This window comes from Salinivibrio sp. YCSC6, assembly GCF_004916735.1.
Taxonomy (GTDB): Bacteria; Pseudomonadota; Gammaproteobacteria; order Enterobacterales; family Vibrionaceae; genus Salinivibrio; species Salinivibrio proteolyticus.
In genome coordinates this window covers 44,600-69,914 of sequence record NZ_CP039517.1, presented here as the reverse complement: position 1 = coordinate 69,914, position 25,315 = coordinate 44,600, and the positions used below count along the sequence as shown (strand labels likewise).

The following is a 25,315-nucleotide window of genomic DNA, read 5'->3' as shown; positions in this document are numbered from 1 at the left end:
TGTCAGCCAGTGTATCTATTCATGCTTGAATTCAGCGGTTTTTTTTAACGCAATGTGATCTGTGCGGAGCAGAATTTATTCAACACGATACACTGAAAAACAGGCAGGGGTGGCCATCTGTGAGCTGCAGCCGAAACCTTACGCCGCCACCTAAGTTTTTATTGAATGGTTGTTAGGTCGGGGGCACAATGACACAAACTTGGATAACTGACAGAATTGCAATGAAAAAATTGGCCTTATTGGCTGTTGCCGCGCTCTTGACGGGATGCAGCGGTGGCGGCGTCACTACCGAAATTTATAGTCAGACCATTGAGTCGACCGATACCCGTGCGACCGAACAGCCAGAGATGGCGAAAGCGGAGCCGATGCCACAAGCTCAGCCAAAGCCTGCGCCTAAAAAGCAAACGGTAAAACCCGCGAAACAAGGGCCGGGCTATACCATTCAAGTTGTGGCATTGAGTCACGATCGTGGATTTAGCGATTACGCTAAACGCTTACCCAGCGATCAGCCGCTTTGGAGCAATAAAAAAATGGTCGATGGTTTGCCTTGGTACACCTTGCTTTATGGCGAATACCCAACCCGAGATGCAGCCAAGCAAGCGATTCAGGCGCTTCCACAAACAGTGCGCCAATATGGACCATTTGTTCGCTCCATTGCGGATATCAAACGGTCGTCCAACCCACAAATGGTGCGCGTTAACTAAGCGCACCATTTTCTGAACAGGCCGGCGATTTGCCGGCTTTTTTGTGTGTGGTGGGTAACGCATAGTTGAGCGCCTGATGGGCTGCATTCACTTGTATAATTGACAAGCAATCGGCTATCAAAGCGGACATAAAAGCTGTTTGGATAATGAAAGCTAGCGAACAATTGTCTACTATGGCTTAAAAGTCAGCAAAATACGTGCATGGCACGTCTTGTGAGAAAATGATGAGTAAAATAAACCTTCTTTTGCTGTGTGGTGGCGGTGGCGCTGAACATGCGATTTCTTTGATTTCGGCTCAGTACCTTGAGTCACAACTGGCAAAAATGCCGCGAGTGAAAGTCCATAAAGTGGAAATGACCGATCAAGGTTGGCATTTAGCGGATGGCATGCGCTGCCATTTGGATACCGATGGCATGCTGTGTAGCAAGGTAGAACACACCCAAATCCATTATGTGGTGCCTTGTATTCACGGCTTTCCCGGTGAGACAGGCGATATTCAATCATTGTTAGAAATCACAGGTTTGCCGTATCTCGGCTGCGGACCTGAAGCGAGCCGAGTGTGCTTTAATAAAATTACCTCTAAGTTATGGTTTGACGCCCTCGGGATTCCGAACACACCTTATGTATTTTTAACCGATCAAAGCCCAAGTAGCTTGACTCGGGCACGTACTTTTTATGACGAGCAAGGGGCCGTTTTTGTAAAAGCGGCAAGTCAGGGATCCAGCGTGGGCTGCTACCGTGTGGCGAAAGAAGATGAGCTAGACGCGCGAATTGCAGATGCGTTTACGTTTTCAGACCAAGTACTTATCGAGAAAGCGATTAAACCACGTGAGCTTGAAGTCGCCGCATTTCACATGGGAGAGGATGTGATTGTCACCCCACCGGGCGAAATCAGCTGTCCTGAGGACACCTTCTACACCTACGAGGAAAAGTACAGCGACGGCAGCCACAGCAATACGCACATTGAAGCGGCAAACCTCACGAATGAACAAATAGAGGCGATTCAGCAGTATGCGCGTCAAGCGTTTGTGCACCTACACTTAAAAGATTTGTCTCGTATCGACTTCTTTTTGAGTGACGATAACCAAATCTTACTTAATGAAATCAATACTTTCCCAGGAATGACCCCTATTTCGATGTTCCCCAAATTGGTAGAACATCATGGTTATCCTTTCCACGAATACCTCGCCCAATGTATTAGCAAGGCAACAGGGAAACGGGTGAGTTAGGCGCTACTCTGTAGGCTTTTTATGTCGGTAACGTGCTTTGGCTTGCTCACTGGCTTCGCGGTTGCCGACATATTGCGCCGGCATAGCCGGACTTTTCCAACGGCCCAGATGTTGGATTTGCTTGATACTTAATCCCTGCTTTGCCAGCGCTTTACTGGCTCCCACGCGGGGTGATTGTCCAGAAAACACCACTGATTCCCCTAACACGTCACTGGCGCGGCGAAAAACGCGATAAATTGACGAGGGGTCTAACGGCGTGTCGCCTAAGTGGCCATGCTTATTAATTCGTCGCAGTAGGGGGCCTTGATGGATCCCACTGTACTCGAGCCAAGTAGCGAGTGTCACTGCAGTTTGTTCAGATAGCACAACCCGTTGCTCGCCAATCATCATATAGGCCTTTTCGCCGTCATACAGAACATCTTCTGCGGCGAGTGCAGCGAGTTCACTGCGTTTGAGTAAGCCCTCATAACACAATGACCAAATCAAAAGATCACGAATATCGCGTAGTCGCTTGCTTGATTGGAAATGCTCTCTAAGTGCTGACAGGTGTCTTTTTCTAAATGGCGCGGCTTCTTTTGCTTCTGGGAGTTTCGCGGCAAGTAACCGCGCCATGGCATATTTCACTTCGCGATGCTTACTCGGATCTCGCTGACGGTGTAAGCGATGTACCAAGCCTACAGTGACAATAATTCGGCGAATCGCCGATACTTTTCGCTGTTGGGAGGTGAGTTCCGCAAATCGACGCAGCGTTGTCACTGCGCAGGGTAACGCCGTGACATGTTGGCTTTGACAAAAAGAAACAAAAACTTGCCAATCATTTCGATAGCTCAGTAGTGAGTTTCGACTATACCGAGACTCTGTCACGCTATCCCAATCGTCAATGGAGAGTGTGCCCTGATTAAATCTTTGAATGCTCGCACTTAAATTATTGTTATCAATGGGATTGATCTTTTTCATAATGCACTATAACTTTAATTGTGTGGATTTATATTATCATCAACCACAGAGTGAAACTTGAAACATATCGCACTTTGTATACACACTTGTCTGTCAAGGTCTGAAAATAAGTGAAAATCCTCGAACTCAACGTGATAATAGTCTAAAAATTTAGTAGGTTCGTAACTCATAATAGGTAGATTACTGTTGTGGGAACGGCATCAGGAGGAAACTATGACCCAACGCCTTTTTCACCGTGGTTACACCATTGAGAAAGTAGAAGGCTCTGGTGATATCCAAGAGGTGTATCGTGCGCGGCTAGGCGGTAAAGTTGTGTCTGGCAGCTTAACTGGCGTCAAAAAGTCGATTGAGTGGTGGGTCGATACCAGCATGGTGACTGATCCTGCCGAGTTTGATGCGCTTGCTCGTAAACAAACCCGCCAAGTTGAAGAGTACAAAGGGTTTCGCCTGATGAATGACGATCCCGAGAAAGACGAAAAGGGCTGGTACATGATGGTTCGGGGAAATCTGATGAAAGGAACCTTACCCGCCCTCAAACTTTATATTGATCGCAACGGCGAAAAACTGCGCGCCTAATACACGCAATGTATACCAACCAATAAGATAAGCGGCTTTATCTGCAAAGCCGCTTTTTGTTTTGGTATAGTCTCACCAAGGTTTTCACATTACGTATACACCATGTCTGACAACAACCGATTAGTTTATTCTACCGAAACCGGCCGCATCAAAGAGGCACCGGAAAAGCCAGTTCGCCCAAAGGGAGATGGCATCGTTCGTATTCAGCGCCAAACAAAAGGGCGCAAAGGGAAGGGCGTTAGCTTAGTAACAGGGCTGGACCTTGAAGACGCGGCATTAAAACTACTCGCCGCCGAGCTTAAAAAGGTATGCGGCTGTGGTGGCGCGATTAAAGACGGCGTTATCGAGATCCAAGGGGATAAACGCGATCAAATCAAAGCCCACCTTGAGAAAAAAGGCCACACCGTCAAACTCGCCGGTGGATAAAAAACGGGCAGCGTATGCTGCCCATTGTCAGTGATTTATCGTACAGCATGCTGACTAAGGATTACTCTCCGGATCAATCAACACGTCAAAGCGCTCGTTACCGTGAAGTGATTCAAAATCAGCTTCCTCACGAGCCGCCTCACGCAGCGAAGCACTTTCCGCGACTGCGACTTCCAAGTCGGAGATCGCTTGCTCTTCCGCACCAAGACGCGCATAAGCACAAGCACGCTGGAAGAGGGCGTTGGCATTTTTGTCATCCACCTCTAAAACACGATTACTAATACTCAACGCCCAGTGGTATTCACCCATTTCCATCGCGGCATCCGCTTTATGAGTAAGGGCTTCTAGATCGCCAGGGCGAATTTTTAAAATCTCATTGTAGATTTCCATCCGTTGTTCTGGCGTTTGTGAATGCTGTGCGCGTAACCAAAGGTTATGGATCTCATTAATCCGTTCAATTTCTTTGTTATTCTCGGCGATGATACGTGTTTTACGTTTCAAATCGCGTTCTAGCGCTTGGAACTTTCGCTCATATTGTTCAGCAATTTCCGATAACTGTTGATCAGCGAGTTCTTTGGTATTGTTCTTGATATCACGCAGCGATTGCCAACCAACTAGAGCGATCAATGATGCTGCGCCCGCAATCAAATAGAAAAAGTAGGTGACAGTGACATTGGCATAGTTAAGTGATTTGTCCGCTACGTCCAATTCACGGTCGGTAATCTCAACCACCATACGCTTTTCAAGAGCTTGGAAGTCTGTTCTGAGATTACGAATCTCATCCATAACATAGCGTTCCATCAATGGCTTGTCATAAATACTTTGTTCCGCATACGACTTAGGTTGTGCGGGGGCTTGTTTGGCTTCGCCTTCATCCTCGGCAGACACACTGAAGCTGGTCAATGCGACTAACAGCCAAGCCACTATTTGAGCTCTCATTTTTTCCCTTATTTAACGGTTCGCGTACAAACTAGCAAAACTGTAGCAAACCTTGCAGCACCTAAAAAGGTCAACAGGCGGAAACTGCTGAGATAACACTAAATATAACCCATAAAAGATGATCATTTAGCTTATCACTGCGAGATTGAAGCACCTTAGGTCAAGCGGAGCATTTGAACTGAGTGGATTAAATAAAGTGGTGATTAGCTATTTTATGGTAAATATACAATTACGTTGAATAGTCGCGTAAACACAGTGAAGGGGACAAAACGTATCGACGAGGAATGCAGGCGCTTGTCTTATTGATGCCAATCTTGATCTGACGGATATATTATTTAACATAAGATACATAATGCGCACTTGATGTATATTATAGCTCAACAGTGTCCGGCTTGAGCACTTTTAAAATAACGACACATCCGCGTCTCTCTAATACGTTCAGTCTTGATTGCACTAGCATAATCGATGATGTCGAGCGCGCCAATTGATCATCCTTGAGGTTTTCTATAGGGTTTAACCAAACACCGTCCATTTTGGGTTTATTCATGATTAAAACCGCATTGGTTGGCTTCGGCTTTTCTGCCAACACATTCCATCTTCCTTTTCTTCACGCGATGTCGCAGTTTGATATTACGGCCGTTGTCTCCAGTAAGCCCGAGAACGTCAGGCTGCATTTACCCCAAGCGACATGCTACGCAGATATTAATACGCTGCTTGAGCATGAAAGTCCTGATTTGGTCGTCATTACCACACCCAATCATCTGCATTATGAGCACGCACGCCAATCACTCGAAGCCGGTTGCCATGTTCTGGTGGAAAAGCCATTTGTCACGCGCAGTGAAGACGGTCTTGCTCTGGCAAAATTGGCGGATGAAAAAGGCCTAATCCTCTGTCCTTACCATAATCGCCGTTGGGATGGCGACTTTCTGACTCTCCAATCGCTGCTGGAAAACGATGAGCTTGGTGATATTAAAGTCATGCATTCAAGCTTTAACCGCTATCGCCCAGAAGTAAGGCAACGTTGGCGAGAACTGCCTGGCGAAGGGGCTGGTATTCTTTTCGATTTAGGTTCGCACCTGATTGATCAAGCACTAACCCTGCTTGGAGACCCAAACGCTATTTCGGCACAATGTCGCGCTTTGCGTCCGGGCAGCCAAACAACTGACTATTTTCAGCTCACGTTGCACTACCCAGATAGCGAAGTGATATTGAACTCTAGCCCATATCGGTCAGGTACCACAGAGCGCTTTACGGTACACGGCGAAAAGGCAACCTTCTCTTGCGACGGGTTAGATATTCAAGAAGACCAACTGCGTGCAGCCATGTCCATATTGGACAAAAACTTTGGTACTCAGTCGCATGAAGCAACGCTAGAGAAAGGTGACAGCGTCACTAAGATGACTTGTCCATTACATACTGGCCAATACCAGCAACTTTTTACTTTACTGGCAGAGTCGATCACACATCAACGCCCTTCCCCGGTGAGCGCCGAATCAGCGACTAAGGTAATTTACGCGATTGAACTTGCTCAACGTGCATCGGAAACCGGCAGCCGCCAGACATGGCAATATTCGCTATAAAGGATATCTCCACTACCAATCGCCCCAAGAGTTATAACCGCTTGGGGCACCGCACTTTCTGCCCACCACATCTAAACACCGTATGGTGTGATAATTGTTGCTTTGGTAACTGAGATATCTTTGACCACCAGATAGCGTGTTGAATTTGTGATTAACATATAAAGTTATAGTGCATTAAGGGAGTAAAATAAAGCCCGAACTCATATCGGGCTGGAAGGCATCAAAAGAACCATTGGTAACCAATCATCATTAACAGCACCCAAAAAACCGATAATCGCCATTTAATGAGCGCCACTAAGCCAACGGCTATCGGGATTAAATCAGTCCACTGGCTATACGCAGATACCCATACGGGTTGATAAAGTGCTGCCGCTAAGAGTCCGACAACACTGGCATTAATCATGATAATAGCCCCCGCCAATCTAGGCTGCGATTTAACGGCCTCCCACACGGGCAATACACCAAACATCAATAACGCACCGGGTAAAAATATTGCGACTGTGGCGATAATACTGCCCCATATTGGCGATAGCCCTTCAACCGTCGCACCAAGATAGCTCGCCATGGTAAACATCGGACCTGGCACTAATTGTGCGGCGGCGTAGCCTTCAATCAATGCAGAGTCTGTGACAACGTCAGCCACAATGGGCTCTAACAACGGCAGCACCACATGGCCGCCGCCAAATACAAAACTTCCCGCTTGGTAGAACAGGTTGAAGACTTGTACCGGCAGGACATTATTGAAAAGCCAAGGAACCGTGAGTAAAAACCCAAACAGACTGAGAATGATCCCGCTGCGCCGTTGCGCGTGCGCCATCGATATCGAAGCCGCCTGAATACTGGTTTGTTTAAAACCAATAGCACCGATCATGCCAGCGAGTAAGATGGGGAGTACTTGATAAACAACACCAGACGGCGACACTAGTAGCCATACCGTGGTGACAATTGCAATCACCGCTGTAGTGAACGAATGGATGAATTTTCGCCCCATTGATATTGTCGCGTCAATCACCACAACTACAGCCAATAACTTAGCCGCACTAATCAGTGTGCTTATCCAACCCGCCGTATCATTGCTGCTAAACATCGCTGCTGCGGTTAATAACGCGAAAGAAGGCAACGTAAACGCGATAAATGCCCCCAATGCCCCCCAATAACCAGCGCGCTGATAGCCGATATACATGCCAAGCTGACTACTACCTGGTCCCGGCAAAAACTGGCTGATCGCTAAACCTGACGCAAACGTCTCTGCACTCAGCCACTGCTTCTCTTTCACAAAAATGCGCTCGAAATAGCCGATATGCGCCGCAGGGCCACCAAATGACATACAGCCCAAGATAAAAAACTGCTTGAGTAATTCGATCATGTCCACCTCCAGCCTGAATTCTATCCATGTTAGCCCATGAATATAAACAGATATTATCGATTGATAAAATGAATACAATTAATAAATAGTTGATAATCATTCCCAGTAACTCCCTATCTGTAATTAAATTACAGCAACTGTAGTGAGTGCTTACAACTCACGCTATCCATTGTTTATGCTGGCAAACAATAAACTCAAGTTATTGATAAATATTTATTTTGTTTTGTTGTAGATAACAGGAAGGCGATAGTTGAATCCGTTATCGGTCATATAAATATTGAAGCGATAAACGATTTTGGCAGTCGGTGGGTTGTCACGTTTTGAGAGCATTTTATGAAATAAGTGCAATAGCCACTTTGAGTATCTTAACTATCACGTGACGGCGTCACTAAATGATGCCCTGCTCTCCCGAGCTGGATTGAACTGTGGTACGCTTCTGGCTATCAACTTTCAGGGAAGCGTAAGTAATGCTTGATCACCTCCAACAAATTGTTGTTTTGGCTACCGTGGCTCAAGAACAACACTTCACCCGCGCAGCAGAACGGTTAGGGATTTCAAAGTCTCAAGTCAGCAAGCAAGTGCGTTATTTGGAAGACAGGTTGGGGGTGCAATTGGTGCAGCGGAATACGCGCTCAGTGTCGCTAACGGAAATCGGCGCACAATACGCCGACTATGGTGCGCAACTTATGGCAACGCTAGACGAAGCGGAAGCCATGGTGGCAGGTTATCGTGACGAAGTAACAGGTAAATTGCGTATCGGTGTCGCACAGTCATTTGGTAACACGCTGATCACTCGCAGTTTTGCCACATTTCGGCAAAAGTACCCTGCGCTAGATCTCGATATTACACTATTTGATCATCGCCCTAATCTGGTTGAAGAAGGCTATGATTGCTGGGTCGCGATCCATGAACAACCGCCAGAGGGAATGGTGGCTCGCAAGCTCGCAGATTGCCAATTTAAACTGGTTGCCTCGCCGGACTATTTAGCTCGGCAAGGAACACCAAGTCAATTAAGTGATTTGAGGCATCATGATTGTATCACTTATCAAAGTCGCGAACGCAGCTATGATAAATGGCCATTCAATAAAGCAGGCAATGAGCAAGTCGTTCGCGTATCGGGCCGCTACAACATCAATAATGCCCCTGCCGTGCTTGAAGCTGTAAAAGCGGGGATGGGGATTGCCTATTTAGCGACCTACCTCCTCGATGATGAACTTCAAAAAGGTGAGCTGGTTGAGATCTTACCAGACTGGCGTCCCTGCCTCGCGCTCCCGATTTATATCGTCTATCCTCGCCGCAAACATTTAGCCCCTAAAGTGCGCGAGTTTATCGACTTTATGCTCGAAGAAGTGGGCGATCCGCCCGTGTGGGATCGCCTTCACGCTAGCAATAAGTGACATTGTCACTCTTAATTTATCGATATCGTCGCTTGATCGCTGGCGGCACGTTGCGCATTGATCACCGGGTTCGCGTACATCTGACGAATATAATCGCGTGCTGCCTCGGGTGCTTGCGCCAACTTTTGTTCAAACAGCGCGCGCTCTTCGGCGGTAACACTGTCATGCGCTTCCCCCGCAGCGATATAGTTAGCAGGGTAAAGTCGATATAAACAGTGAATTTGGCGATCGATATCTGACGCTAGCGTCTCTGGTGTTGCTTGTGACACCGTCACGGGCGCACCGAAGGCGACATGAACTTGACGCTTCTGCCCCACAATGCCTTTTACAATGGTTTGAATATCTTCAAATTCACTCTTTTCATAAGCGCCCAAACGATTGACGGCATCTAGCTCAGTCGCTTTGTCTAAGTCGCAAGGATCATTTTGATATGAGATGGCCACCGGAACGATATTTAGCGCCTGCATGTACTCATCAAAGGATTGCTTGTTTTTGCGCCCTTCCATGTAGAACATCTTGAGGATGGCAGGATCGGTCATGTCTAATCCTGTTTTTGCACGCCCTTCACGCTGAGCAATCCAGATAGACTGGCCTTCATCTAATGAATGGCGTATGTACGCCGACAGCTGAGAGAGCGATTTCATCATTTCACGCGGCGCTCTTGCGGAGCGTTTGACGATAAAGCTCTTATTTAACTTCATCAGCTCGGTCGCACAGGGTTTACGCAATAGATTATCACCAATCGCGATACGCACTGTATCTAAGCCTTGCTGATGCAAACACCAATTGACCAGCGCGGGATCCATCGCAATATCACGATGGTTAGAGACAAAGAGATACGCTTTATCCGGCGAAAGATGCTCGACCCCCGAAACAGTGACGTTGTCACATGATGTTTTGATCATCTTGCGCATGTAACTCGCGACATGCAGCTGTACGTCTTGTACAGTTTTAATGTTGCGCCACTTTTGGGTGAGGTAAAGTTTAAGTGCGGGCTTAAGTAACCACCCTAGCGGGCCCGAAGCATGAGGATAACGATAGGATAAGATCGCATTGATAAATTCATCGTCTTGGATCAAGCGATGAATCGCTGCAGGTACCTCATCATCATGATAAGGGCGGATGTCTTGGTAAGGATCGTTAACTGTTTGCACGTTCTTCCGTTTCATTTGATAAAAACCGCGCCATTCTACGCGGTCAAACAAGGATTCAAAGTTAATCCAGCGACATTTTATAGAGGTTGGAGGTCAGACCTATACTGTACTCATGAGTTCCCTCAGTCATATTGGGGCTTGACCTCTTGTTTAAAAGTGCTCAACATTGCCGGCCTGTAAAAATGAGAGCCAGACATGAAGTACACCAGCGAATACACCGCCTATCACCAAGATCGCCTCGTGCTTACCCCGCGAAAGCGTCGCCATACCGCCACTTTCTTATACGTAGAAATCGGTTTAGTTCTCGTACGTCTCGGTAAACACGATATTCCCGTGTACGCTGGCCAAGGCTTTTGGCTTCCGTTTGATTGTCTATACGCACTGATGATCACGCCACACACTAGCCTGCATCAGCTAACGGTATCGCCTAGAGTGACAGTGTCACTTCCTCAGTCTGCGGGCCACGTGATACCCAGCGCATTATTGCATGCCGGACTCACAGCACTTGAGCCGTTATCCGGTGCGAACCAAAACACGCAGGCAACGCGTCGCCTGCATGGGGTATTGCTCGATCAGCTGGTGACGCTATCACCCGCAATCGCAAAGGACGCTAGCTATCAATGTGTAGCGGCCTGTGTTGATCAAGCGAATGCTGGGCGGCCTCTCGAAGGTGACAACGCGCATTTTACCTTCCAGGCCTGCACTCAGCTTACCTATTCAGCGTTGTGCGAGTACCTTACTGTCCGCCAGTTAAGGGCGCAGCTTAAATCCGGCAACAAGTTGGAAGCTGCGGCAACGTCGCTTGGGCTATCTTACGATGTCGCCCTTGCGCTATCCGACGAATATCACGCTGTACTCGCTTAATCAGAGAACGAGAATGCTGTATCGCTGAGTTGCTTAGCAACACTTGGGGTCGTCAAGTCGTCGACTGGCAGCCCTTTTGCCAGCCGATCGCGGATATACGTACTGCGTACATTGACGGATTCTGGCATTCCTAGCACAGACCAACGCGCCAGGATCTGCTCACTGTGCGCAAATTGGCCGAATTTTAATAAGTTATCTGGCCCGACGACGAAAGTTAGATCGGCGTGGCAATAGTGTGCCTGCAGCGCGGTCAACAACATATAAGTTGTGACAGCGTCACCATTTTTACCCAGTTCTGCTTCAAGGTGGCAGCAGGTGGCCTGCGGCATGTTCAAATCGTGAATAAAGGCATCAACCCATTGGCAACGCTGCTCAAACGAGGCCATCGATTTTCCCCATGCATGCTTATAACTCGGTACCAGCAGTACGCGATCAAAATGCGTCAACTGTTCGATAACAGAAGCATGCCCACGTGTGGGCGGATTAAACGCGCTGCCAAAAATGGCAATTTTTTCAGTCATATCATTCCTCTTTGCCACGAAGTTTACATGTATCTGCCTGATTGCGCGACCATCGGCGAAGCGGATCGACGTTATTGGCCATCTCGTAGCCAGTGATAACGGTTAATCTTGGCGTAGCTATACCCAAGCTTTGCGAGATCATGCACAATAAACCCAATAAGAATCATCACGTCGGTCGCATGCAAGCGAAATCAAGAGGAACACAACATGGAACAACACATCCGCGAAGAAATGCGCGTTCAACCTTCTATCGATCCACAAGCAGAAATTGCACGCCGCATTCACTTCATTAAGACCATGCTCACCCGCTCGGGAACACGCAGCCTGGTATTAGGTATTAGCGGGGGCGTTGATTCTTCAACTTGTGGTCGATTAGCCCAGCTAGCCGTTGAGCAATTGAACGAAGAGATCGGCCGCAATCACTATCAATTTATCGCGGTGCGTTTGCCCTATGGCGTGCAAAAAGATGAAGACGAAGCGCAATTGGCATTATCCTTTATCAAGCCAAGCAAGACGGTCACGGTCAATGTTAAACCCGGTGTTGATGGCACGCACAGTGCGGTATTAGATGCCGTCGCGGCGGTGGATCTGTTACCCGATAACGAAGGCACCCTTGATTTCGTCAAAGGTAACGTCAAAGCACGCGCTCGCATGGTCGCTCAATACGAGATTGCTGGACTAACTCAGGGATTAGTGATTGGGACCGACCATTCTGCGGAAAACATTACTGGTTTCTATACCAAGTACGGTGATGGTGCCTGCGACCTTGCTCCTCTATTTGGATTAAGCAAGCGACAAGTGCGCCAATTGGCTGCGGCACTGGGTGCGCCAGAGGTATTGGTCAATAAAGTCCCGACCGCGGATTTGGAGGAGTTGTCACCGCAAAAAGCTGATGAAGACGCGCTTCAGCTGACCTATGAGCAAATTGATAACTTCTTAGAAGGCAAGCCCGTCGATAAGGCGGTTAAAGAGAAGATCATTCAGGTCTATCAAGCCACCCAGCACAAACGTCAACCTATTCCGACTATCTACGATATCGAAGCGTGAAGTTGGTGATCGGGATGCCGGTCGGCTTGCTGGCCGGCATCAATCAGCCCATCTAACTCCGTCCATAAATTGTCACATAGACCAGGTCGGTATACGGCCACCCGAAAGCCGCCATGCTCTCGTTGGTATTGCTGAAAACGCGGTGGACTGTGCTCACTGCTTGCGATCACATTGGCAAGACGGTCACAGGTTTTAACAATCAGGGCAAGCCATGCGGCGTCATCGCTAGGATCCAGTGCGATCAAACGCTGGTTGAGTGCCCGCTTTCTCTCATGTCGGGTCGGTTTGCGCGGATCGGTCACCAGCATAACCGCTCGCGCTATCGTTGGTCCAAAGCGTTCGGCGATCTCTTCGACACGCGTGGCGGTGTCTTCAAGAATATCATGCAACTGAGCGACAACACGTGCGTCTTCACCATATGGTGCAGCAATACGCTCTACATGATCGAGATGGCAGCGATAAGGCTGCGCACCATATCGTTGCAGCGCATGCCTGACTCGTGCCCACTCTCTTGCTTGTTCGACCGCGTGACTCATCCCCGACTCCCTTGACCTCTCTACTATTAAATAAATCAGGGATCCGGTGAATTGTAAATAAAAAAGCAGCATATTCTGCTGCTTTTTCTTACTCTTCAGACGCTGAGGCCGCCGCTGCTTGTGCTCTGATCTCTGCCGCGACTTTCATGATGGCTTCACCACTACTCATGCCCTGTGCCATCAAAACGTGAATACGCTCTGCAGCCTGTTGCTGCTCATCATGCGTCAATGTAATACCGTCGAACATAAATACGCTCATCTATTAGAAAGGCAGGCTATTTTAGGGCCTGCCTTTTACGTTGTCATCGACTTTTCGACACCGCGAGCTTAGAAGGTAAATGCAAGTTGGGCTGAGCCCCCATAGCTGTTGCTATCAATGATACTCGCCGCGATATCCACGTTGACCACCCCAAAGGGTGACAAGCCTAGACCCAGAGTAAATGCGTCTTCAACGTTATCTTTCATATCCGCGCGATAACCAGTGCGTAATTGGGCATGGCCAAAGGCATCAAATTCAGCCCCGATCCGGAAAAACTGGGTATCATCGTCAATATTCAGGGTGCCTTTAAACCCTTTGCTCTTGTTTAAGTCGATATCGCCGGCAATGGTGACAAAGTCGGAGACAAACGCCGAGCCAAGCGTAAACTGCGGTCCTACCTCATAGGTAAAGCTATGACCCGTTGTACTACTTGTCACTGTGTCCACATCGTTACTGATCAGGTTTTTACCGGCCAAGCCGACGCGATAAGGACCAGTCTGCCACACCGCCCCGACATCAATGTTAAAGCCGTTATCTTCTTCACGGTAACGGCTATCATCCCAGTCATCGGTGTCATAAGAATCCACCGAGACGCCATAGTTATAAGTTGTGATACGTTGTAATTTTGGGGAGACACCCACCGCGATACGTTGACCGGCAATTTCCACGTTTGATGCAAGCGCAACACCCAGCTCACCCACCCCTACGGCAACGATGGTCGCGGTCGAGCTGGGGTTAATCGACGGTGTGGTAATGTCGCTGTCTTTAATATCAGGTAGGACTGCACCTTCAATGATCCCTGAGGTAAAGAGTGTCGCAGAGATAGAGCCAGTTGGGATCCCCACGGCTGCACCGACCCCTGCATCCAAGTGCGCCTGATCACCCTGCGCATTTCGCATCGCTTGCTGCGCGGCCGTTAGGTCGTTGTTATCGTACGCATCAGAGATATCATCTAAATCATCCATGAGCTTATCTGGGTCACGCACTTCTGCGCCAAGATAAGGGAAAAGCACCCCAAATGCGCTGTCAGGGTCAAGTGCCGCCAAGGCAGGATTGTGAAATCCCGCAGATAAATAGTCGCCTGCCGCAACTGCAGCCCCACCCATCGCATTTGTTCGCGCATCGGTAGGATTGGTCGCTGCTACTGCAGACCCTGAGCATGCTGCAAGTGCAAGCACAAGTAGGTGTTTTTTATCGTGCATTAGGTTGCCCCGCTTTCCTCTTTGTTTATCTAAAGAGCGTAGCGGCTTGGCAACCAGCGCGATCAGGTAAGGTCAAAAGATGTGAACAATGTCAGGTTTAAGCCGTGTAACACCTTGGTCAATCGGGCTTTATTGCGCGAAGCGCATCCGGATCCAAATCCGGTAAATCAATCGCCCGGCCAATTCGCTGTACTTCCTCAACAGACAACGCACCTTGCCAGCGTCTTTCAATCAGCGCCACACTAAACCAATACAGGCCGTTCGGTACATCCAGCACTGGCAACGTCGTGGGCAGGCGTTTGTGCTTTTCGATCGACCATATCGGTGAACCATCTGGCTGATTGTGGGGATAGAGGTTGAGCGTGAGAAACGGGCGCTGACAAGTGGAGTCTAAGCTGTCAGGCGGGGCTATCCGCCAACTTCGCGTGTCTTTCCAACTGATTTTTTGCAAAGGTTGAGGCTGAGTCATCAATAACCAGCTGGTCCATGTTTCTCCTTCTACTGACGTCACCTCAAGCTGATAGAGCCCTTCTTTCACTGGCTCAGAAAGGCCATCTTGCTCTAGCAACCACTGGTGTTGGTTTTGACCACTCAAACGCTGCGAAATAATGGTTTCATCAGGCCAATGTTTAAGCGAAAAACGGGCAATACCGGGCTGAGATTCCCCACGAACTTGCAAGCGATAATAGACACGGCTGGTCGTCTGCACCGTTTCACGGCGCAGGGATAAATTGCTCAGCCAATCTGGCATCGTCTGCTGACTCAAGCTCCGCCCGCAATCTTCGGTTATCGCCAACGCAAGCAGCTGCGCCAAGTGCTGCTGACGCGACGCGGATAGATTTGGCTGCTGCCAGGCTTCAATCATGGCATCCATACTGCCTGCTGTGTTCCCTTCCAGCAGGCGTTGATGGGCGCTGGTCAAGGCATCATTACCATCAAACCAGGCCGCTTGGGTACCACCTGCTATCAAGGCAGCAGCGAATAAACCGTGCGTGAGCCGTAAACGCATTATGCTTTCATGCGATAGCCAACGCCACGCAATGTCTCAATATTGACTGAGGGCAGCTTTTGGCGAAGTTGCAAAATGTGCGTGTCGACCGTGCGCGTGGTCGGGTAATGGTTGTAGCCCCAAACCTGATCCAGTAGCTCATCCCGTGTGAACACTCGGCCCGCATTTTTAGCTAGAAAGTGAAGCAAATCAAATTCAGTCCGTGTCAGTACCACTTCTTGTTCGCCACACATTACTGCGCGACTTGCAGTATCAATGCGCACATCGTTGACAACAATTTCATCACTGGATGCATCGACTTCACCAACAGGGTTGCGCAGGTGAACACGAATACGTGCCAGCAATTCTGCTTCAGCAAAAGGTTTGGTGATGTAGTCAGTGGCGCCAGAGTCAAGGCCGCCGACACGGTCACGCACGGAGACCATCGCGGTCAGCAAAATCACAGGCACCGTTTTGAGCTTGTTCCAGTCAGGCAACCAATCAATTGAGTCGCCTTCGGGTAACTGGCGATCGAGGATCACCAAGTCTGCATCACGCCATAGCTCTGCCACTTTTGTCGCGCTATCGGCGTATAAACAGCGGTAACCGGCCTGCTCTAAACTGGCAAGTAGGCCATCAGCCAAGTTGGCATCATCTTCAACCAGAAGTAACGTCGCTTGCGTCACAATGAATCTCCAAAGTAAATGTAGTGGGCGGGCCCGATAAGCTTAGCTTACCCCCCATCCGCTCAATCATAGATTCCACGATAGTTAGTCCGAGGCCTAAGCCACTTTGACTAACAAAGGGTTTACGAATATGTTTCCAGTCCTTGGCAGTCAGGTCGCCCTGATCCTGAATCGCGATCGTAAAACGATCTGACAATACCTGTGCGCGCACTTCAACCGGTGCCACACCGTATTTGACCGCATTAGCGATCAAATTGTTCAATGAGGTTGCTAGCCAATACACATTGGCACTGACGGCGCCATCTTGCGAGACATACATAGTGACATCGTGCTCGTCACAGATGTACCCCAACCATTCTTTTAGTGAAGGGATCGTCTCTTTATTCAACGGTTTCTGGTTAGACTGTAAATAGTCTTTGCTCGCTTCCGCTAACTGCTTTAAGCGACGTGCATCCTCACACAAGCGCCGAAACTCGTCATAAAATGACTCAGGCAAGGTATCAAACTTGCGCCTAAACCCTTCTACCGTCATTGAGAGGCTGGCAATCGGCGTACGCAGTTCGTGGGTGAGGATCTGTAGCACCAGCATCCGCTCTTGCATCAACCGGCGCTGAACCGTCCAACGGTTAAATGCCCATCCTCCGAGCGCCGCAAGGTTGATAACAATCAAGGCACCGACTAAATAGGGCCAATACGTCGGCGCTTTTTCTTCATTCCAACAAATGTTTCCCACACGCGCCAAACAAAAATCTTGCTCGCCCATCGCGGACAAACGCAAATCAAACTCTGCTAATAATGGCTGCCATTGTGTCGAAGGATACAAGTGATAATAGCTACCGACGCGAACCCACATTTCATCACTACTGAGTAACGATTTCGCACCACTATTCAGCGCTTCAACAGCAGCGGTATCCATACGCTGCAACCGCCCCAACAAAGTATCCGGCTGTGCCGTTGGCCGTTCTTGAATATGAAAAAAACGGGTCAGCTCACTGCGCCGAGACGGAAATTGTTCGACATATTTCGCCGCATAGCTACCTCCCCCAGGATGGATAAACCCTGAGCGGGAAAACCAAGCAACCGGCAACTGGGTATGATTACACATGGCGCGCGTGAACACTAAAGGCTCAGTCACTTTGGGGTGTACAGGCCACGGCCCTTGGCACTTTTGTGCAGCTTGGTACAAGCGACGAATATCCTTAAGCGGGTAATTAGCGGTTTGCGGCAATAAACTGTCGGGACTGAGTAAGACCTTGGGGAAGGCGCGGTTAATGCCAATGAGGTTATATCGCGCCACCGGATCGGCAAGCAATAGCTGTGCTCTGAACGCTGTCATTTGTTCAGAGAAAGAGCTTGCAGCACTCGTTGGCAGCGCCATAAGCGCCAGAGTCATTAACAGCAGGATTCGCATAGTTGCAAGCTTATCACCCAACGTGAATGAAATGTCAGTGCAATGTAAGTTCGGCCTATTGCACACGATGAAAGCAATCGGTAACAACGATGACACCGCAGTCCAACGCGCCCCCTCTCGCCCAAAAAAAAGAGCCAGCCTTCGCTGACTCTTTATACCTATATTGATGCTTTTTGCCAATCAAAGCGCTTTAAATATTGCCTCAACGCTTTGTTTCGCATCACCAAACAACATCGCACTGTTCTCTTTAAAGAACAGCGGGTTTTGCACTCCAGCATAGCCGGTATTCATAGAACGCTTAAATACCACCACGTTGCGTGCATTCCACACTTCAAGCACTGGCATACCTGCAATCGGGCTTGACGGGTCTTCGGTCGCGGCAGGGTTAACCGTATCGTTCGCGCCAATCACTAGGACAGTGTCCGTTTCAGGGAAATCATCGTTGATTTCATCCATTTCCAACACGATGTCATAAGGGACTTTCGCTTCGGCTAACAATACGTTCATGTGACCAGGCAAACGGCCCGCGACAGGGTGAATACCAAAACGTACGTCAATACCCATCCCGCGAAGCTTCTCTGTCACTTCATAGACGGGATACTGCGCCTGAGCAACCGCCATGCCGTAGCCTGGAGTGATAATGACGCTTTTTGAGTCTTTCAGCATCTCAGCAACATCTTCGGCGGTCACTTCGCGGTACTCGCCCATCTCTTCGTCACCGGACGACGCCGTGCCATCAGAACCAAACCCGCCCGCAATCACACTGATAAACGAACGGTTCATAGCTTTACACATGATGTACGACAGAATCGCACCCGACGAACCTACCAGCGCACCCGTCACGATCAACAGATCGTTTGCTAGCATAAAGCCTGCGGCGGCAGCCGCCCAGCCTGAGTAGGAGTTAAGCATCGACACCACAACCGGCATGTCTGCACCACCAATCGAGGCTACAAGGTGATAACCGAACGCTAACGCAATGACGGTTACAATCAACAGTGCTGCCGTTGACCCTTCCGCATTCACAAAGCTAATCAGCAACAAGAAGGAGACGACAACCGCGGCTAGATTCAACTTGTGACGGTGTGGCAACATCAATGCTTTGGAAGAAATCACACCACGCAGTTTACCAAACGCGACAATTGAACCGGTGAAGGTAATCGCGCCGATAAATACACCGAGGAAAATCTCAACCAAGTGGATATTAAGCATCGCACCGACCAATGGCGGATGGTCAATATAGGTATTAAAGCCCACTAATACTGCAGCCAAACCCACAAAGCTATGTAACATAGCCACCAGCTCAGGCATTTCGGTCATTTCAACACGCTTGGCATAATAAATACCAATCGCACCACCGATGACCATAGCAAGAATAATCCAGCCAACGCCCTGCACTTCAGGCCCCCAAATCGTCGCGACTAACGCGATCGCCATCCCGGTAATACCGTAATAGTTACCGGCACGCGCTGATTCTTGCTTGGACAGCCCAGCCAAACTCAGAATAAAACACAACGCCGATACAATGTACGCAGCTTGTACCAATCCTTCAGACATTGTTTCTCCTTATCCTTTACGGAACATTTCAAGCATGCGCTTTGTAACAGTAAAGCCGCCAAATATATTGATACTTGCGATCAACACGGCAATGAATGCAAGGAAGGTAACAAACCCAATGCCTTGTCCGACTTGCAGTAACGCGCCCACAATAATAATCCCGGAAATCGCATTGGTCACCGACATCAATGGTGTATGCAGTGCGTGAGTGACATTCCAGACCACGTAGTAGCCGACCACACAGGCCAAAACAAACACAGTGAAGTGGGAAAGAAACTCGCTCGGTGCATAGTTCGCAATCCAACCAAATGCCCCAGCGGCCGCGGCCATCAAACCATATTTGGTTGCACGAGAGGTTTTCTTAGGCTCAGCTTTTGGCGTCGGCTCGGCTTTGGGTGCTGCTTTAGGTTGCGCCGAGACCTGAATCGGTGGCGCAGGCCATGTGACTTCACCTTCTTTGATGACGGTCACGCCACGGATCACCACATCCTCAAAGTCAATGGCGATATTGCCATCTTTCTCTTTGCAAAGCAGTTTAGTGAGGTTAACCAAGTTGGTGGCATACAGTTGTGATGACTGCGTCGGTAAGCGGCCTACCATATCGGTGTAGCCAATCACTTTCACCCCGTTGGGTGTTGTGATCACTTTATCTTTTTCCGTGTATTCGCAGTTGCCGCCGTTTGCAGCGGCCAAATCAACAATCACGCTACCCGGTTTCATACTGTCGACCATCTCTTTGGTCACCAGTTTCGGGGCAGGTTTACCGGGGATGAGCGCGGTCGTGATTATGATATCGACATCTTTCGCCTGTTCAGCGTAGAGTTTTTCGGCAGCTTTATTAAACTCATCAGACATTTCTTTGGCATAACCGTCGCCACTGTCTGCATTGTCTTGTTTAAAGTCAGCCTCTAAAAACTCGGCGCCCATACTTTCGACTTGTTCTTTCACTTCAGGGCGTACATCAAACGCACGGACAATCGCCCCCAAGCTACCAGCGGCACCAATGGCGGCAAGCCCAGCGACGCCAGCGCCTGCAACAAAGACTTTCGCGGGTGGCACTTTACCTGCCGCAGTGATTTGTCCGGTGAAGAAACGGCCAAACTCATGCGCAGCTTCGACCACCGCGCGATAACCGGCAATGTTGGCCATCGAACTTAGCGCATCCAGCGATTGTGCACGGGAGATCCTTGGCACCGCATCCATCGCCATCACATTGATTTTGCGAGCCGCCAAACGCGTCAACAAGTCTTCATTTTGCGCTGGCCAAATAAAGCTGACTAGCGTGGCTCCTTCTTTAATGAGCGCAATTTCGTCTTGACCGGTTTCTTCAACCACACCCGGTGCATTCACTTTAAAAATGACATCCGATTGCCAAACGGCTGCGGTATCAACAATACTCGCCCCGGCTTGCTCAAAGGCAGTATCTTCAAAACTCGCTAGCTCCCCAGCGCCTTTTTCAACTGCTACTTCAAAGCCGAGTTTTATCAACTGCTCCACCGACTTTGGTGTCGCAGCAACTCTCGTTTCATTAACGAGCCTTTCTTTTGGAACACCAATCTGCATAGCTATTCCCTGACTATTGGCTTATGAGAAATTTTTTGTAACGAACCACAGGTCAAATATCAAGCACCTGTAGGCATAATACTGACAAAAAAAGGCATACCTTGATAAAACCCATAAAGACTGCGAAAAATCGATAAAAAATAACGCCGCAAGCACCACATAAGGCACGTGCGACGTGGGTGCAGTCTGTTGTCAGCGTCCGATGCTTAGCAACGCAACATCACTAACTTAACGAGTTTGAGCGACAATCACCACAGGGCAAGGATCGCAATTCTAGTGTAAATGTGATCAGCACTACATTTTATCTTTTTTTGTTTCGAATATTTATGCATTAGTTTTGGTATGGCGCAGAAGCCCATGCCAGTAGTAAGGTCAAAATAGGCGATCGCCATTCTGGTCAATCATCATTTTGGCTTTGACTAGCATCAAGCTGTTGGCATCTTCCTGATTCCCCAATAAATCTGAACGAATAAACTGATGCGTGAGCGTTTCTTGTCCCTGCTGTTTGCAAATTCGCCCACACACTCGGTACTGCCCGTTTTCTGGCGTTGCTTCGGGATATATTAGATAGCCTTTGTACTCAGTCGGGGTCACTGTTGGGGCTGATGCCTTGCGAGAGGCATCGCTTCGTGAGAATAACTTAGAAAACCATCCCATTGTGTTTGTCGCTCCATTAAAATACGTTTAGCGTCAATGGCTAACCTGCCATGATCCAAGCCAAAGTACTAGTCGCACACCAGTTTCTTTACGTTAACCGTCGCGATAGAACAAAAAAAACGCCATATCGTTATGATATGGCGCTTTATTTTTATCAGGTCATCTTATCGGTTTATGCCAATGTCACGTTGCAAATGTGCGGGTAAACGGCTTGCATCATAAGCATGTGCATTGGTGTTGCTGGTAAACAACACATCCATGGCATGAGCGATCAGTCCTTTGATTGTCACCGCGTAAGATCGACGTATGCGTGGCATGTTTGCCGTAACAGTTGTCATACGATCCTCGCTTTGTTTTCTGAATCACTCGCGGCGCATTATAGAAACAGTGACTTAGATTCTAAACTGATGATAATTCAACCTAGGCATTAGTTTTATTTATCCGAAACACGACTATTCACCACAATGACTTTTGTTAATTTTCGGTTAAATAAAGAGCTAAGATAAATAATGGGGGATACGGCAGATTTTAAACAACGTCGATTGCTGAACCTGCCTTCTTAGACATGCTATGTCAGGCTTTTTTGCGTATAAATCGACGAAAACGAACAAACTTTACTCACTTTCAGGAAAAAGCTGGTAACATTGCCGTTACACATGTGATTAGGGTGCTGTCCATGCTAGCATTTCTTGCTCGACATTCTGCGTTGTTTCTTTTTATTGCCGCTTTAATCGGTTTTGCGTTTCCTCACCTTTCATTGGCACTTTTTCCCTACCTACCCTATGTGTTATTCGCATTAATGTTATTTACCTTACTCGGGATCAACCAGTCCCTATTGGTAAGGGCTCTCGGGCAATGGCGCGTTTGGCTCTACGCATTTGTTCATGCCGTGGTTCTGACCATCATCACCTGTACGATTGCATGGGGACTGGGCGCCTCCGATAACATGCTACTCGCGATCAGCGGGATCTGTGCCACTGGCTCGTTATTCGCGACACCTGCCATTATTCGCTCATTAGAAATGGACGCATTAATCGCCATGGCATACACCATTGCGTCAACCTTGCTAATGCCCATTGTACTCTTTATCAACCTCAGCCTATTGAGTGGCGAAGCGTTCTCACTCGACTTACACAGTTATATCGCAAGGCTCGTGATTTTTATTTTTGGTCCGATGGGGATGGCCGCGCTATTTCATGCATGGATTAAGCCTGAGAAGTTAAAACGTATTCATGGAAAACTGGCGCAGTTCACGATTGTATTGGTGTTTAGCTTTCCACTGGGCTTGGTGGGTCCGATTGGCGCTATGTGGCAGAAGGATAGCGGTTACGCCTTGGAGCTGTTAGCAATTTCAGTCGCATTATGCATGCTTTTCTTTGCAGTTGTGTATTGTATCTATCGGCGGTACGGGGAAGAAGCCAGCATGATTGCCGCAGTCACCGCCGTAAATCGTAACGTATTACTCACTTATACAGTAGCTGGCGCTGCATTGGGGCCGGTATTTTTACCTCTCATTGGTGCCATTCAGCTACCTATTTATTTACAACCGTTACTGGTGCGTTGGGGAGTACGTTTAAAGCGCGCATCCCACAACGCCACTACGGATAACTCGCTTAAATAACGGGCACGAAATACACTAACGATGCCCACGCGAGTAGCCAAAAGGTGATTAAACCCACATCGAACCAATCACGCATTTCCATACGAACCTCACTTTCTATTCGTGTGCCGATAAACTGCGTTCCTAGATACATATCGACCATGGAGATGAAAACTTAACCTTGCGGCAACAAAGTGCCGTGGTTACCCTTCATCTGATAGTAAGCAAGGGATGGGCCAAGTAAGTGATTATGATTGCCAGCAGCTCTCGCCCTGCTGAGGTGATGCGAGATAACACACCAAAGGCTGGTCAGGGAGCTGCAATACATCTTGAGCTCGCGCGTACTGCATGAAGCATTCCGCCATCGATAAACCAATCGAGCGACGACGTCCGGTTTGGAGTGCATCGTAGCCCTCTTTACCTTGCGCGGTATATGAAGATGACACACCAACGTATTGGCGCTCATCATCAATCGCAATCCAGTGCTGACCGCGCTTAATGTCTAATTGGGTGATGCGCGCGCCCATTGGCTGCCATGCTTCATAGCGATAGCGCAGATCGGCACAATAGGGAAAACTGCCCGAACCGAGTCCAATCACCCCATTATCCGTGGCATTATTAATCGCACCTTCCAGCGCATTGCGGATTTGCGCGCCAGTTACCCGATACGCAATCACATCAATCGCAAACGGAAGTAACGAACCAGCGATAAGTGCGGCAGAGAGCGGACCTGCATTTAAGCTCACCCGAACGCCGCCGGCATTATGAATGGCAAAATCTGCCTCGATACCCTGTTCACGCGCCGCCCATAGAAAGCTTTCCGTCACCAATGGCGCGACATCACTGCCGCCTTGCTGATCCGGCACGCGAACATGACGCAACCGCTGCGGCACATGCGTGACAATGTCACTTTCTAACTGTGCTACCCGAGGGCGATAAGTTTGCTGCAAATACTGCTTGAGGGTGAGATCACTCGGCAAAATCAGAAGATTTTGCTGTTGGTTCAAATAGTCACGTACCGCTTGGTATGAAGAAGCGGTCAGTTTATGCTCACGCGACGCATCCATCGCCAAACTGCGGCCTAACAATAAATAGTTTTGCCCCTCAAAATGGGTCGGGCGCCCTTTAGCATCTAGCGTTAATGTAAAGCGTCCAATTGCCTGAGCGTGGCAACCGGCTTGGACAATCCAGGTATCATTCACTCGATAACCGTAAGGGTCTTGGTTATCGAGGCCAATGTTTTGAAAATCACCCTGCAGGACGTGGGTGTGCCCACCCACAATCACATCAATGCCAGAGACAGATTCAGCCAATGATTTATCTTTGTCATACCCTAAGTGGCTGAGCAGGATCACGGTACCGACCCCTTGCGAACGCAAGTATGCCACTGTGTTTTTAGCAATTTCTGTCGCGGGCAAAAAGGGCGTGTCATGATCAGGGTTAGCCAGTGCAGCCATTTGCTCGACCGCAAGACTAAAAATACCCACTTTACGCCCTGCTATCGTCTTGATCATCACGCTGGCGCGTTTCTGTTCGGGCAAATACGGCAATAACGCGGGCTTTTCACTAACGCGCTTTTCTTTGTCTGCAGCTTCATTGGCAACGTGCCAATTGCCGGCCAGCAAGGGAAAGGTAATACGATCAAGAAAATCAGCAACCGGACCATTACCCTGATCTAACTCATGATTCCCGATTGCCATCGCATCAATGCCCAACTGATTGAGCATATCGGCATTGGCTTGCCCTTTAAATAGGGAATAGTACAAGGTACCTTGAAAGCAATCCCCCGCATGCAAGAACATGAAAGCGTGGCCTTTCTGGTCCGCCTCAGCACGAAAACGCTTAACGGCAGATGCAATACGTGCAAAGCCACCGCAGTTCGCATAAACACGCGTCTGTGTGCTATCCAAGCTCAGCGAAACAGGTGTCGATTCAAAATGCGAGTGGGTGTCGTTGATGTGTGCAATGGTTAAAGCGATAGATTGAGGTGCTGTCATAATAATCCGTGTTACAACACAAAATGTGATGGTACAAGATTATCATCTGAAGGAACAAATCAGGTTAAGTTTCTGATAAATTATCGCTCATATAACAAC

General features: G+C 48.6%; 25 protein-coding genes. 9 read left to right on the top strand and 16 right to left on the bottom strand.

The genetic code is table 11. From position 1 onward, the window contains the following. Positions 1-221: 221 nt before the first annotated feature. Together E8E00_RS14165 and E8E00_RS14160 are read left to right on the top strand one after the other, a co-directional pair. Positions 222-704, top strand: coding sequence for an SPOR domain-containing protein (locus E8E00_RS14165; RefSeq protein ID WP_069586462.1), 483 nt, complete (start codon positions 222-224; stop codon positions 702-704). 224 nt (positions 705-928) lie between these two features. Next, positions 929-1,933, top strand: a complete 1,005-nt coding sequence (locus E8E00_RS14160; protein WP_096632585.1) for a D-alanine--D-alanine ligase — start codon at positions 929-931, stop codon at positions 1,931-1,933. A gap of 3 nt (positions 1,934-1,936) precedes the next feature. Here the strand turns inward: E8E00_RS14160 and E8E00_RS14155 are convergent, their stop codons facing one another. After that, the gene (locus E8E00_RS14155) at positions 1,937-2,890 is read right to left on the bottom strand and encodes a tyrosine-type recombinase/integrase (RefSeq protein WP_096632587.1); all 954 of its coding nucleotides are present in this window, start codon (positions 2,888-2,890) and stop codon (positions 1,937-1,939) included. A gap of 213 nt (positions 2,891-3,103) precedes the next feature. Between E8E00_RS14155 and E8E00_RS14150 the strand changes: the two genes are divergently transcribed. Both E8E00_RS14150 and yciH read left to right on the top strand, forming a co-directional pair. Next, on the top strand, positions 3,104-3,466 hold the full coding sequence (locus E8E00_RS14150) for a DUF3319 domain-containing protein (RefSeq protein ID WP_077481227.1): 363 nt from the start codon (positions 3,104-3,106) through the stop codon (positions 3,464-3,466). Positions 3,467-3,568: 102 nt separating this feature from the next. Continuing rightward, positions 3,569-3,892, top strand: a complete 324-nt coding sequence (yciH, locus tag E8E00_RS14145; RefSeq protein WP_069586466.1) for a stress response translation initiation inhibitor YciH — start codon at positions 3,569-3,571, stop codon at positions 3,890-3,892. A 54-nt stretch (positions 3,893-3,946) separates the two neighbouring features. On the opposite strand, the gene E8E00_RS14140 is transcribed toward yciH, so the two are convergent. Then, complete coding sequence (locus E8E00_RS14140) at positions 3,947-4,831, bottom strand: alkyl sulfatase dimerization domain-containing protein (RefSeq protein WP_077457438.1); 885 nt, start codon at positions 4,829-4,831, stop codon at positions 3,947-3,949. A 545-nt stretch (positions 4,832-5,376) separates the two neighbouring features. Between E8E00_RS14140 and E8E00_RS14135 the strand changes: the two genes are divergently transcribed. Next, positions 5,377-6,411, top strand: coding sequence for a Gfo/Idh/MocA family oxidoreductase (locus tag E8E00_RS14135; protein WP_096632590.1), 1,035 nt, complete (start codon positions 5,377-5,379; stop codon positions 6,409-6,411). A 220-nt stretch (positions 6,412-6,631) separates the two neighbouring features. Here E8E00_RS14135 and chrA read toward each other — a convergent pair whose 3' ends face one another. Then, positions 6,632-7,777, bottom strand: coding sequence for a chromate efflux transporter (gene chrA / locus E8E00_RS14130; RefSeq protein WP_096632592.1), 1,146 nt, complete (start codon positions 7,775-7,777; stop codon positions 6,632-6,634). A gap of 467 nt (positions 7,778-8,244) precedes the next feature. Here chrA and E8E00_RS14125 point away from each other — a divergent pair, with 467 nt between their 5' ends. Beyond that, the gene (locus E8E00_RS14125) at positions 8,245-9,174 is read left to right on the top strand and encodes a LysR family transcriptional regulator (protein ID WP_096632594.1); all 930 of its coding nucleotides are present in this window, start codon (positions 8,245-8,247) and stop codon (positions 9,172-9,174) included. Between the two features lie 11 nt (positions 9,175-9,185). Here the strand turns inward: E8E00_RS14125 and E8E00_RS14120 are convergent, their stop codons facing one another. Beyond that, positions 9,186-10,328 carry a 1-acyl-sn-glycerol-3-phosphate acyltransferase gene (locus E8E00_RS14120; RefSeq protein ID WP_077457772.1) on the bottom strand — a complete coding sequence of 381 codons (1,143 nt, stop codon included), beginning with the start codon at positions 10,326-10,328 and terminating at the stop codon, positions 9,186-9,188. A 195-nt stretch (positions 10,329-10,523) separates the two neighbouring features. Between E8E00_RS14120 and E8E00_RS14115 the strand changes: the two genes are divergently transcribed. Continuing rightward, a complete protein-coding gene (locus E8E00_RS14115; RefSeq protein WP_096632597.1) occupies positions 10,524-11,192 on the top strand; it encodes a hypothetical protein in 669 nt (222 codons plus the stop codon). Here E8E00_RS14115 and E8E00_RS14110 read toward each other — a convergent pair. Further along, positions 11,189-11,713, bottom strand: coding sequence for a nicotinate-nicotinamide nucleotide adenylyltransferase (locus E8E00_RS14110; RefSeq protein ID WP_096632599.1), 525 nt, complete (start codon positions 11,711-11,713; stop codon positions 11,189-11,191). The genes E8E00_RS14115 and E8E00_RS14110 overlap by 4 nt on opposite strands. A gap of 207 nt (positions 11,714-11,920) precedes the next feature. Here E8E00_RS14110 and nadE point away from each other — a divergent pair, with 207 nt between their 5' ends. Beyond that, a complete protein-coding gene (nadE, locus tag E8E00_RS14105) occupies positions 11,921-12,760 on the top strand; it encodes an ammonia-dependent NAD(+) synthetase (protein ID WP_096632601.1) in 840 nt (279 codons plus the stop codon). Here the strand turns inward: nadE and E8E00_RS14100 are convergent. The 10 genes from E8E00_RS14100 to E8E00_RS17180 form a co-directional block, all read right to left on the bottom strand. Beyond that, complete coding sequence (locus tag E8E00_RS14100; RefSeq protein WP_096632603.1) at positions 12,742-13,296, bottom strand: HD domain-containing protein; 555 nt, start codon at positions 13,294-13,296, stop codon at positions 12,742-12,744. The two genes, nadE and E8E00_RS14100, sit on opposite strands and share 19 nt — an antisense overlap. A gap of 88 nt (positions 13,297-13,384) precedes the next feature. Continuing rightward, a complete protein-coding gene (locus E8E00_RS14095) occupies positions 13,385-13,543 on the bottom strand; it encodes a YoaH family protein (RefSeq protein ID WP_096632606.1) in 159 nt (52 codons plus the stop codon). An 80-nt stretch (positions 13,544-13,623) separates the two neighbouring features. Beyond that, positions 13,624-14,757: a conjugal transfer protein TraF gene (locus E8E00_RS14090; RefSeq protein ID WP_077457742.1), complete on the bottom strand. Its 1,134-nt coding sequence runs from the start codon at positions 14,755-14,757 to the stop codon at positions 13,624-13,626. Positions 14,758-14,875: 118 nt separating this feature from the next. Continuing rightward, entirely contained in the window at positions 14,876-15,766 is an 891-nt protein-coding gene (locus E8E00_RS14085) for a DUF2861 family protein (RefSeq protein ID WP_096632608.1), read from the bottom strand. Further along, positions 15,766-16,431, bottom strand: a complete 666-nt coding sequence (locus E8E00_RS14080) for a response regulator transcription factor (protein WP_077457738.1) — start codon at positions 16,429-16,431, stop codon at positions 15,766-15,768. Before E8E00_RS14080 ends, E8E00_RS14085 begins: the two co-directional genes overlap by 1 nt. Then, entirely contained in the window at positions 16,403-17,809 is a 1,407-nt protein-coding gene (locus tag E8E00_RS14075; protein ID WP_240531984.1) for a DUF3404 domain-containing protein, read from the bottom strand. Before E8E00_RS14075 ends, E8E00_RS14080 begins: the two co-directional genes overlap by 29 nt. A gap of 213 nt (positions 17,810-18,022) precedes the next feature. After that, positions 18,023-19,399: a Re/Si-specific NAD(P)(+) transhydrogenase subunit beta gene (gene pntB / locus E8E00_RS14070; protein WP_096632613.1), complete on the bottom strand. Its 1,377-nt coding sequence runs from the start codon at positions 19,397-19,399 to the stop codon at positions 18,023-18,025. A gap of 9 nt (positions 19,400-19,408) precedes the next feature. Continuing rightward, positions 19,409-20,962 carry a Re/Si-specific NAD(P)(+) transhydrogenase subunit alpha gene (gene pntA / locus E8E00_RS14065; RefSeq protein ID WP_096632615.1) on the bottom strand — a complete coding sequence of 518 codons (1,554 nt, stop codon included), beginning with the start codon at positions 20,960-20,962 and terminating at the stop codon, positions 19,409-19,411. 372 nt (positions 20,963-21,334) lie between these two features. Beyond that, positions 21,335-21,619 carry an HlyU family transcriptional regulator gene (locus E8E00_RS14060; RefSeq protein ID WP_096632618.1) on the bottom strand — a complete coding sequence of 95 codons (285 nt, stop codon included), beginning with the start codon at positions 21,617-21,619 and terminating at the stop codon, positions 21,335-21,337. 164 nt (positions 21,620-21,783) lie between these two features. Continuing rightward, positions 21,784-21,957 carry a hypothetical protein gene (locus E8E00_RS17180; protein ID WP_096632620.1) on the bottom strand — a complete coding sequence of 58 codons (174 nt, stop codon included), beginning with the start codon at positions 21,955-21,957 and terminating at the stop codon, positions 21,784-21,786. Between the two features lie 338 nt (positions 21,958-22,295). Here E8E00_RS17180 and E8E00_RS14055 point away from each other — a divergent pair, with 338 nt between their 5' ends. Further along, the gene (locus E8E00_RS14055) at positions 22,296-23,240 is read left to right on the top strand and encodes a hypothetical protein (RefSeq protein ID WP_205907474.1); all 945 of its coding nucleotides are present in this window, start codon (positions 22,296-22,298) and stop codon (positions 23,238-23,240) included. A 227-nt stretch (positions 23,241-23,467) separates the two neighbouring features. Here the strand turns inward: E8E00_RS14055 and E8E00_RS14050 are convergent, their stop codons facing one another. Continuing rightward, positions 23,468-25,216, bottom strand: a complete 1,749-nt coding sequence (locus E8E00_RS14050; protein ID WP_096632623.1) for a bifunctional UDP-sugar hydrolase/5'-nucleotidase — start codon at positions 25,214-25,216, stop codon at positions 23,468-23,470. Positions 25,217-25,315: the final 99 nt, after the last annotated feature.

Excerpts from the sequence above, each read along its gene's own strand:
- E8E00_RS14165 (WP_069586462.1), top strand. The coding sequence starts at position 222 with ATGAAAAAATTGGCCTTATTGGCTGTTGCCGCGCTCTTGACGGGATGC.
- E8E00_RS14160 (WP_096632585.1), top strand. The coding sequence starts at position 929 with ATGAGTAAAATAAACCTTCTTTTGCTGTGTGGTGGCGGTGGCGCTGAA.
- E8E00_RS14155 (WP_096632587.1), bottom strand. The coding sequence starts at position 2,890 with ATGAAAAAGATCAATCCCATTGATAACAATAATTTAAGTGCGAGCATT.
- E8E00_RS14150 (WP_077481227.1), top strand. The coding sequence starts at position 3,104 with ATGACCCAACGCCTTTTTCACCGTGGTTACACCATTGAGAAAGTAGAA.
- yciH (WP_069586466.1), top strand. The coding sequence starts at position 3,569 with ATGTCTGACAACAACCGATTAGTTTATTCTACCGAAACCGGCCGCATC.
- E8E00_RS14140 (WP_077457438.1), bottom strand. The coding sequence starts at position 4,831 with ATGAGAGCTCAAATAGTGGCTTGGCTGTTAGTCGCATTGACCAGCTTC.
- E8E00_RS14135 (WP_096632590.1), top strand. The coding sequence starts at position 5,377 with ATGATTAAAACCGCATTGGTTGGCTTCGGCTTTTCTGCCAACACATTC.
- chrA (WP_096632592.1), bottom strand. The coding sequence starts at position 7,777 with ATGATCGAATTACTCAAGCAGTTTTTTATCTTGGGCTGTATGTCATTT.
- E8E00_RS14125 (WP_096632594.1), top strand. The coding sequence starts at position 8,245 with ATGCTTGATCACCTCCAACAAATTGTTGTTTTGGCTACCGTGGCTCAA.
- E8E00_RS14115 (WP_096632597.1), top strand. The coding sequence starts at position 10,524 with ATGAAGTACACCAGCGAATACACCGCCTATCACCAAGATCGCCTCGTG.
- E8E00_RS14110 (WP_096632599.1), bottom strand. The coding sequence starts at position 11,713 with ATGACTGAAAAAATTGCCATTTTTGGCAGCGCGTTTAATCCGCCCACA.
- nadE (WP_096632601.1), top strand. The coding sequence starts at position 11,921 with ATGGAACAACACATCCGCGAAGAAATGCGCGTTCAACCTTCTATCGAT.
- E8E00_RS14100 (WP_096632603.1), bottom strand. The coding sequence starts at position 13,296 with ATGAGTCACGCGGTCGAACAAGCAAGAGAGTGGGCACGAGTCAGGCAT.
- E8E00_RS14095 (WP_096632606.1), bottom strand. The coding sequence starts at position 13,543 with ATGTTCGACGGTATTACATTGACGCATGATGAGCAGCAACAGGCTGCA.
- E8E00_RS14090 (WP_077457742.1), bottom strand. The coding sequence starts at position 14,757 with ATGCACGATAAAAAACACCTACTTGTGCTTGCACTTGCAGCATGCTCA.
- E8E00_RS14085 (WP_096632608.1), bottom strand. The coding sequence starts at position 15,766 with ATGCGTTTACGGCTCACGCACGGTTTATTCGCTGCTGCCTTGATAGCA.
- E8E00_RS14075 (WP_240531984.1), bottom strand. The coding sequence starts at position 17,809 with ATGGCGCTGCCAACGAGTGCTGCAAGCTCTTTCTCTGAACAAATGACA.
- pntB (WP_096632613.1), bottom strand. The coding sequence starts at position 19,399 with ATGTCTGAAGGATTGGTACAAGCTGCGTACATTGTATCGGCGTTGTGT.
- pntA (WP_096632615.1), bottom strand. The coding sequence starts at position 20,962 with ATGCAGATTGGTGTTCCAAAAGAAAGGCTCGTTAATGAAACGAGAGTT.
- E8E00_RS14060 (WP_096632618.1), bottom strand. The coding sequence starts at position 21,619 with ATGGGATGGTTTTCTAAGTTATTCTCACGAAGCGATGCCTCTCGCAAG.
- E8E00_RS17180 (WP_096632620.1), bottom strand. The coding sequence starts at position 21,957 with ATGACAACTGTTACGGCAAACATGCCACGCATACGTCGATCTTACGCG.
- E8E00_RS14055 (WP_205907474.1), top strand. The coding sequence starts at position 22,296 with ATGCTAGCATTTCTTGCTCGACATTCTGCGTTGTTTCTTTTTATTGCC.
- E8E00_RS14050 (WP_096632623.1), bottom strand. The coding sequence starts at position 25,216 with ATGACAGCACCTCAATCTATCGCTTTAACCATTGCACACATCAACGAC.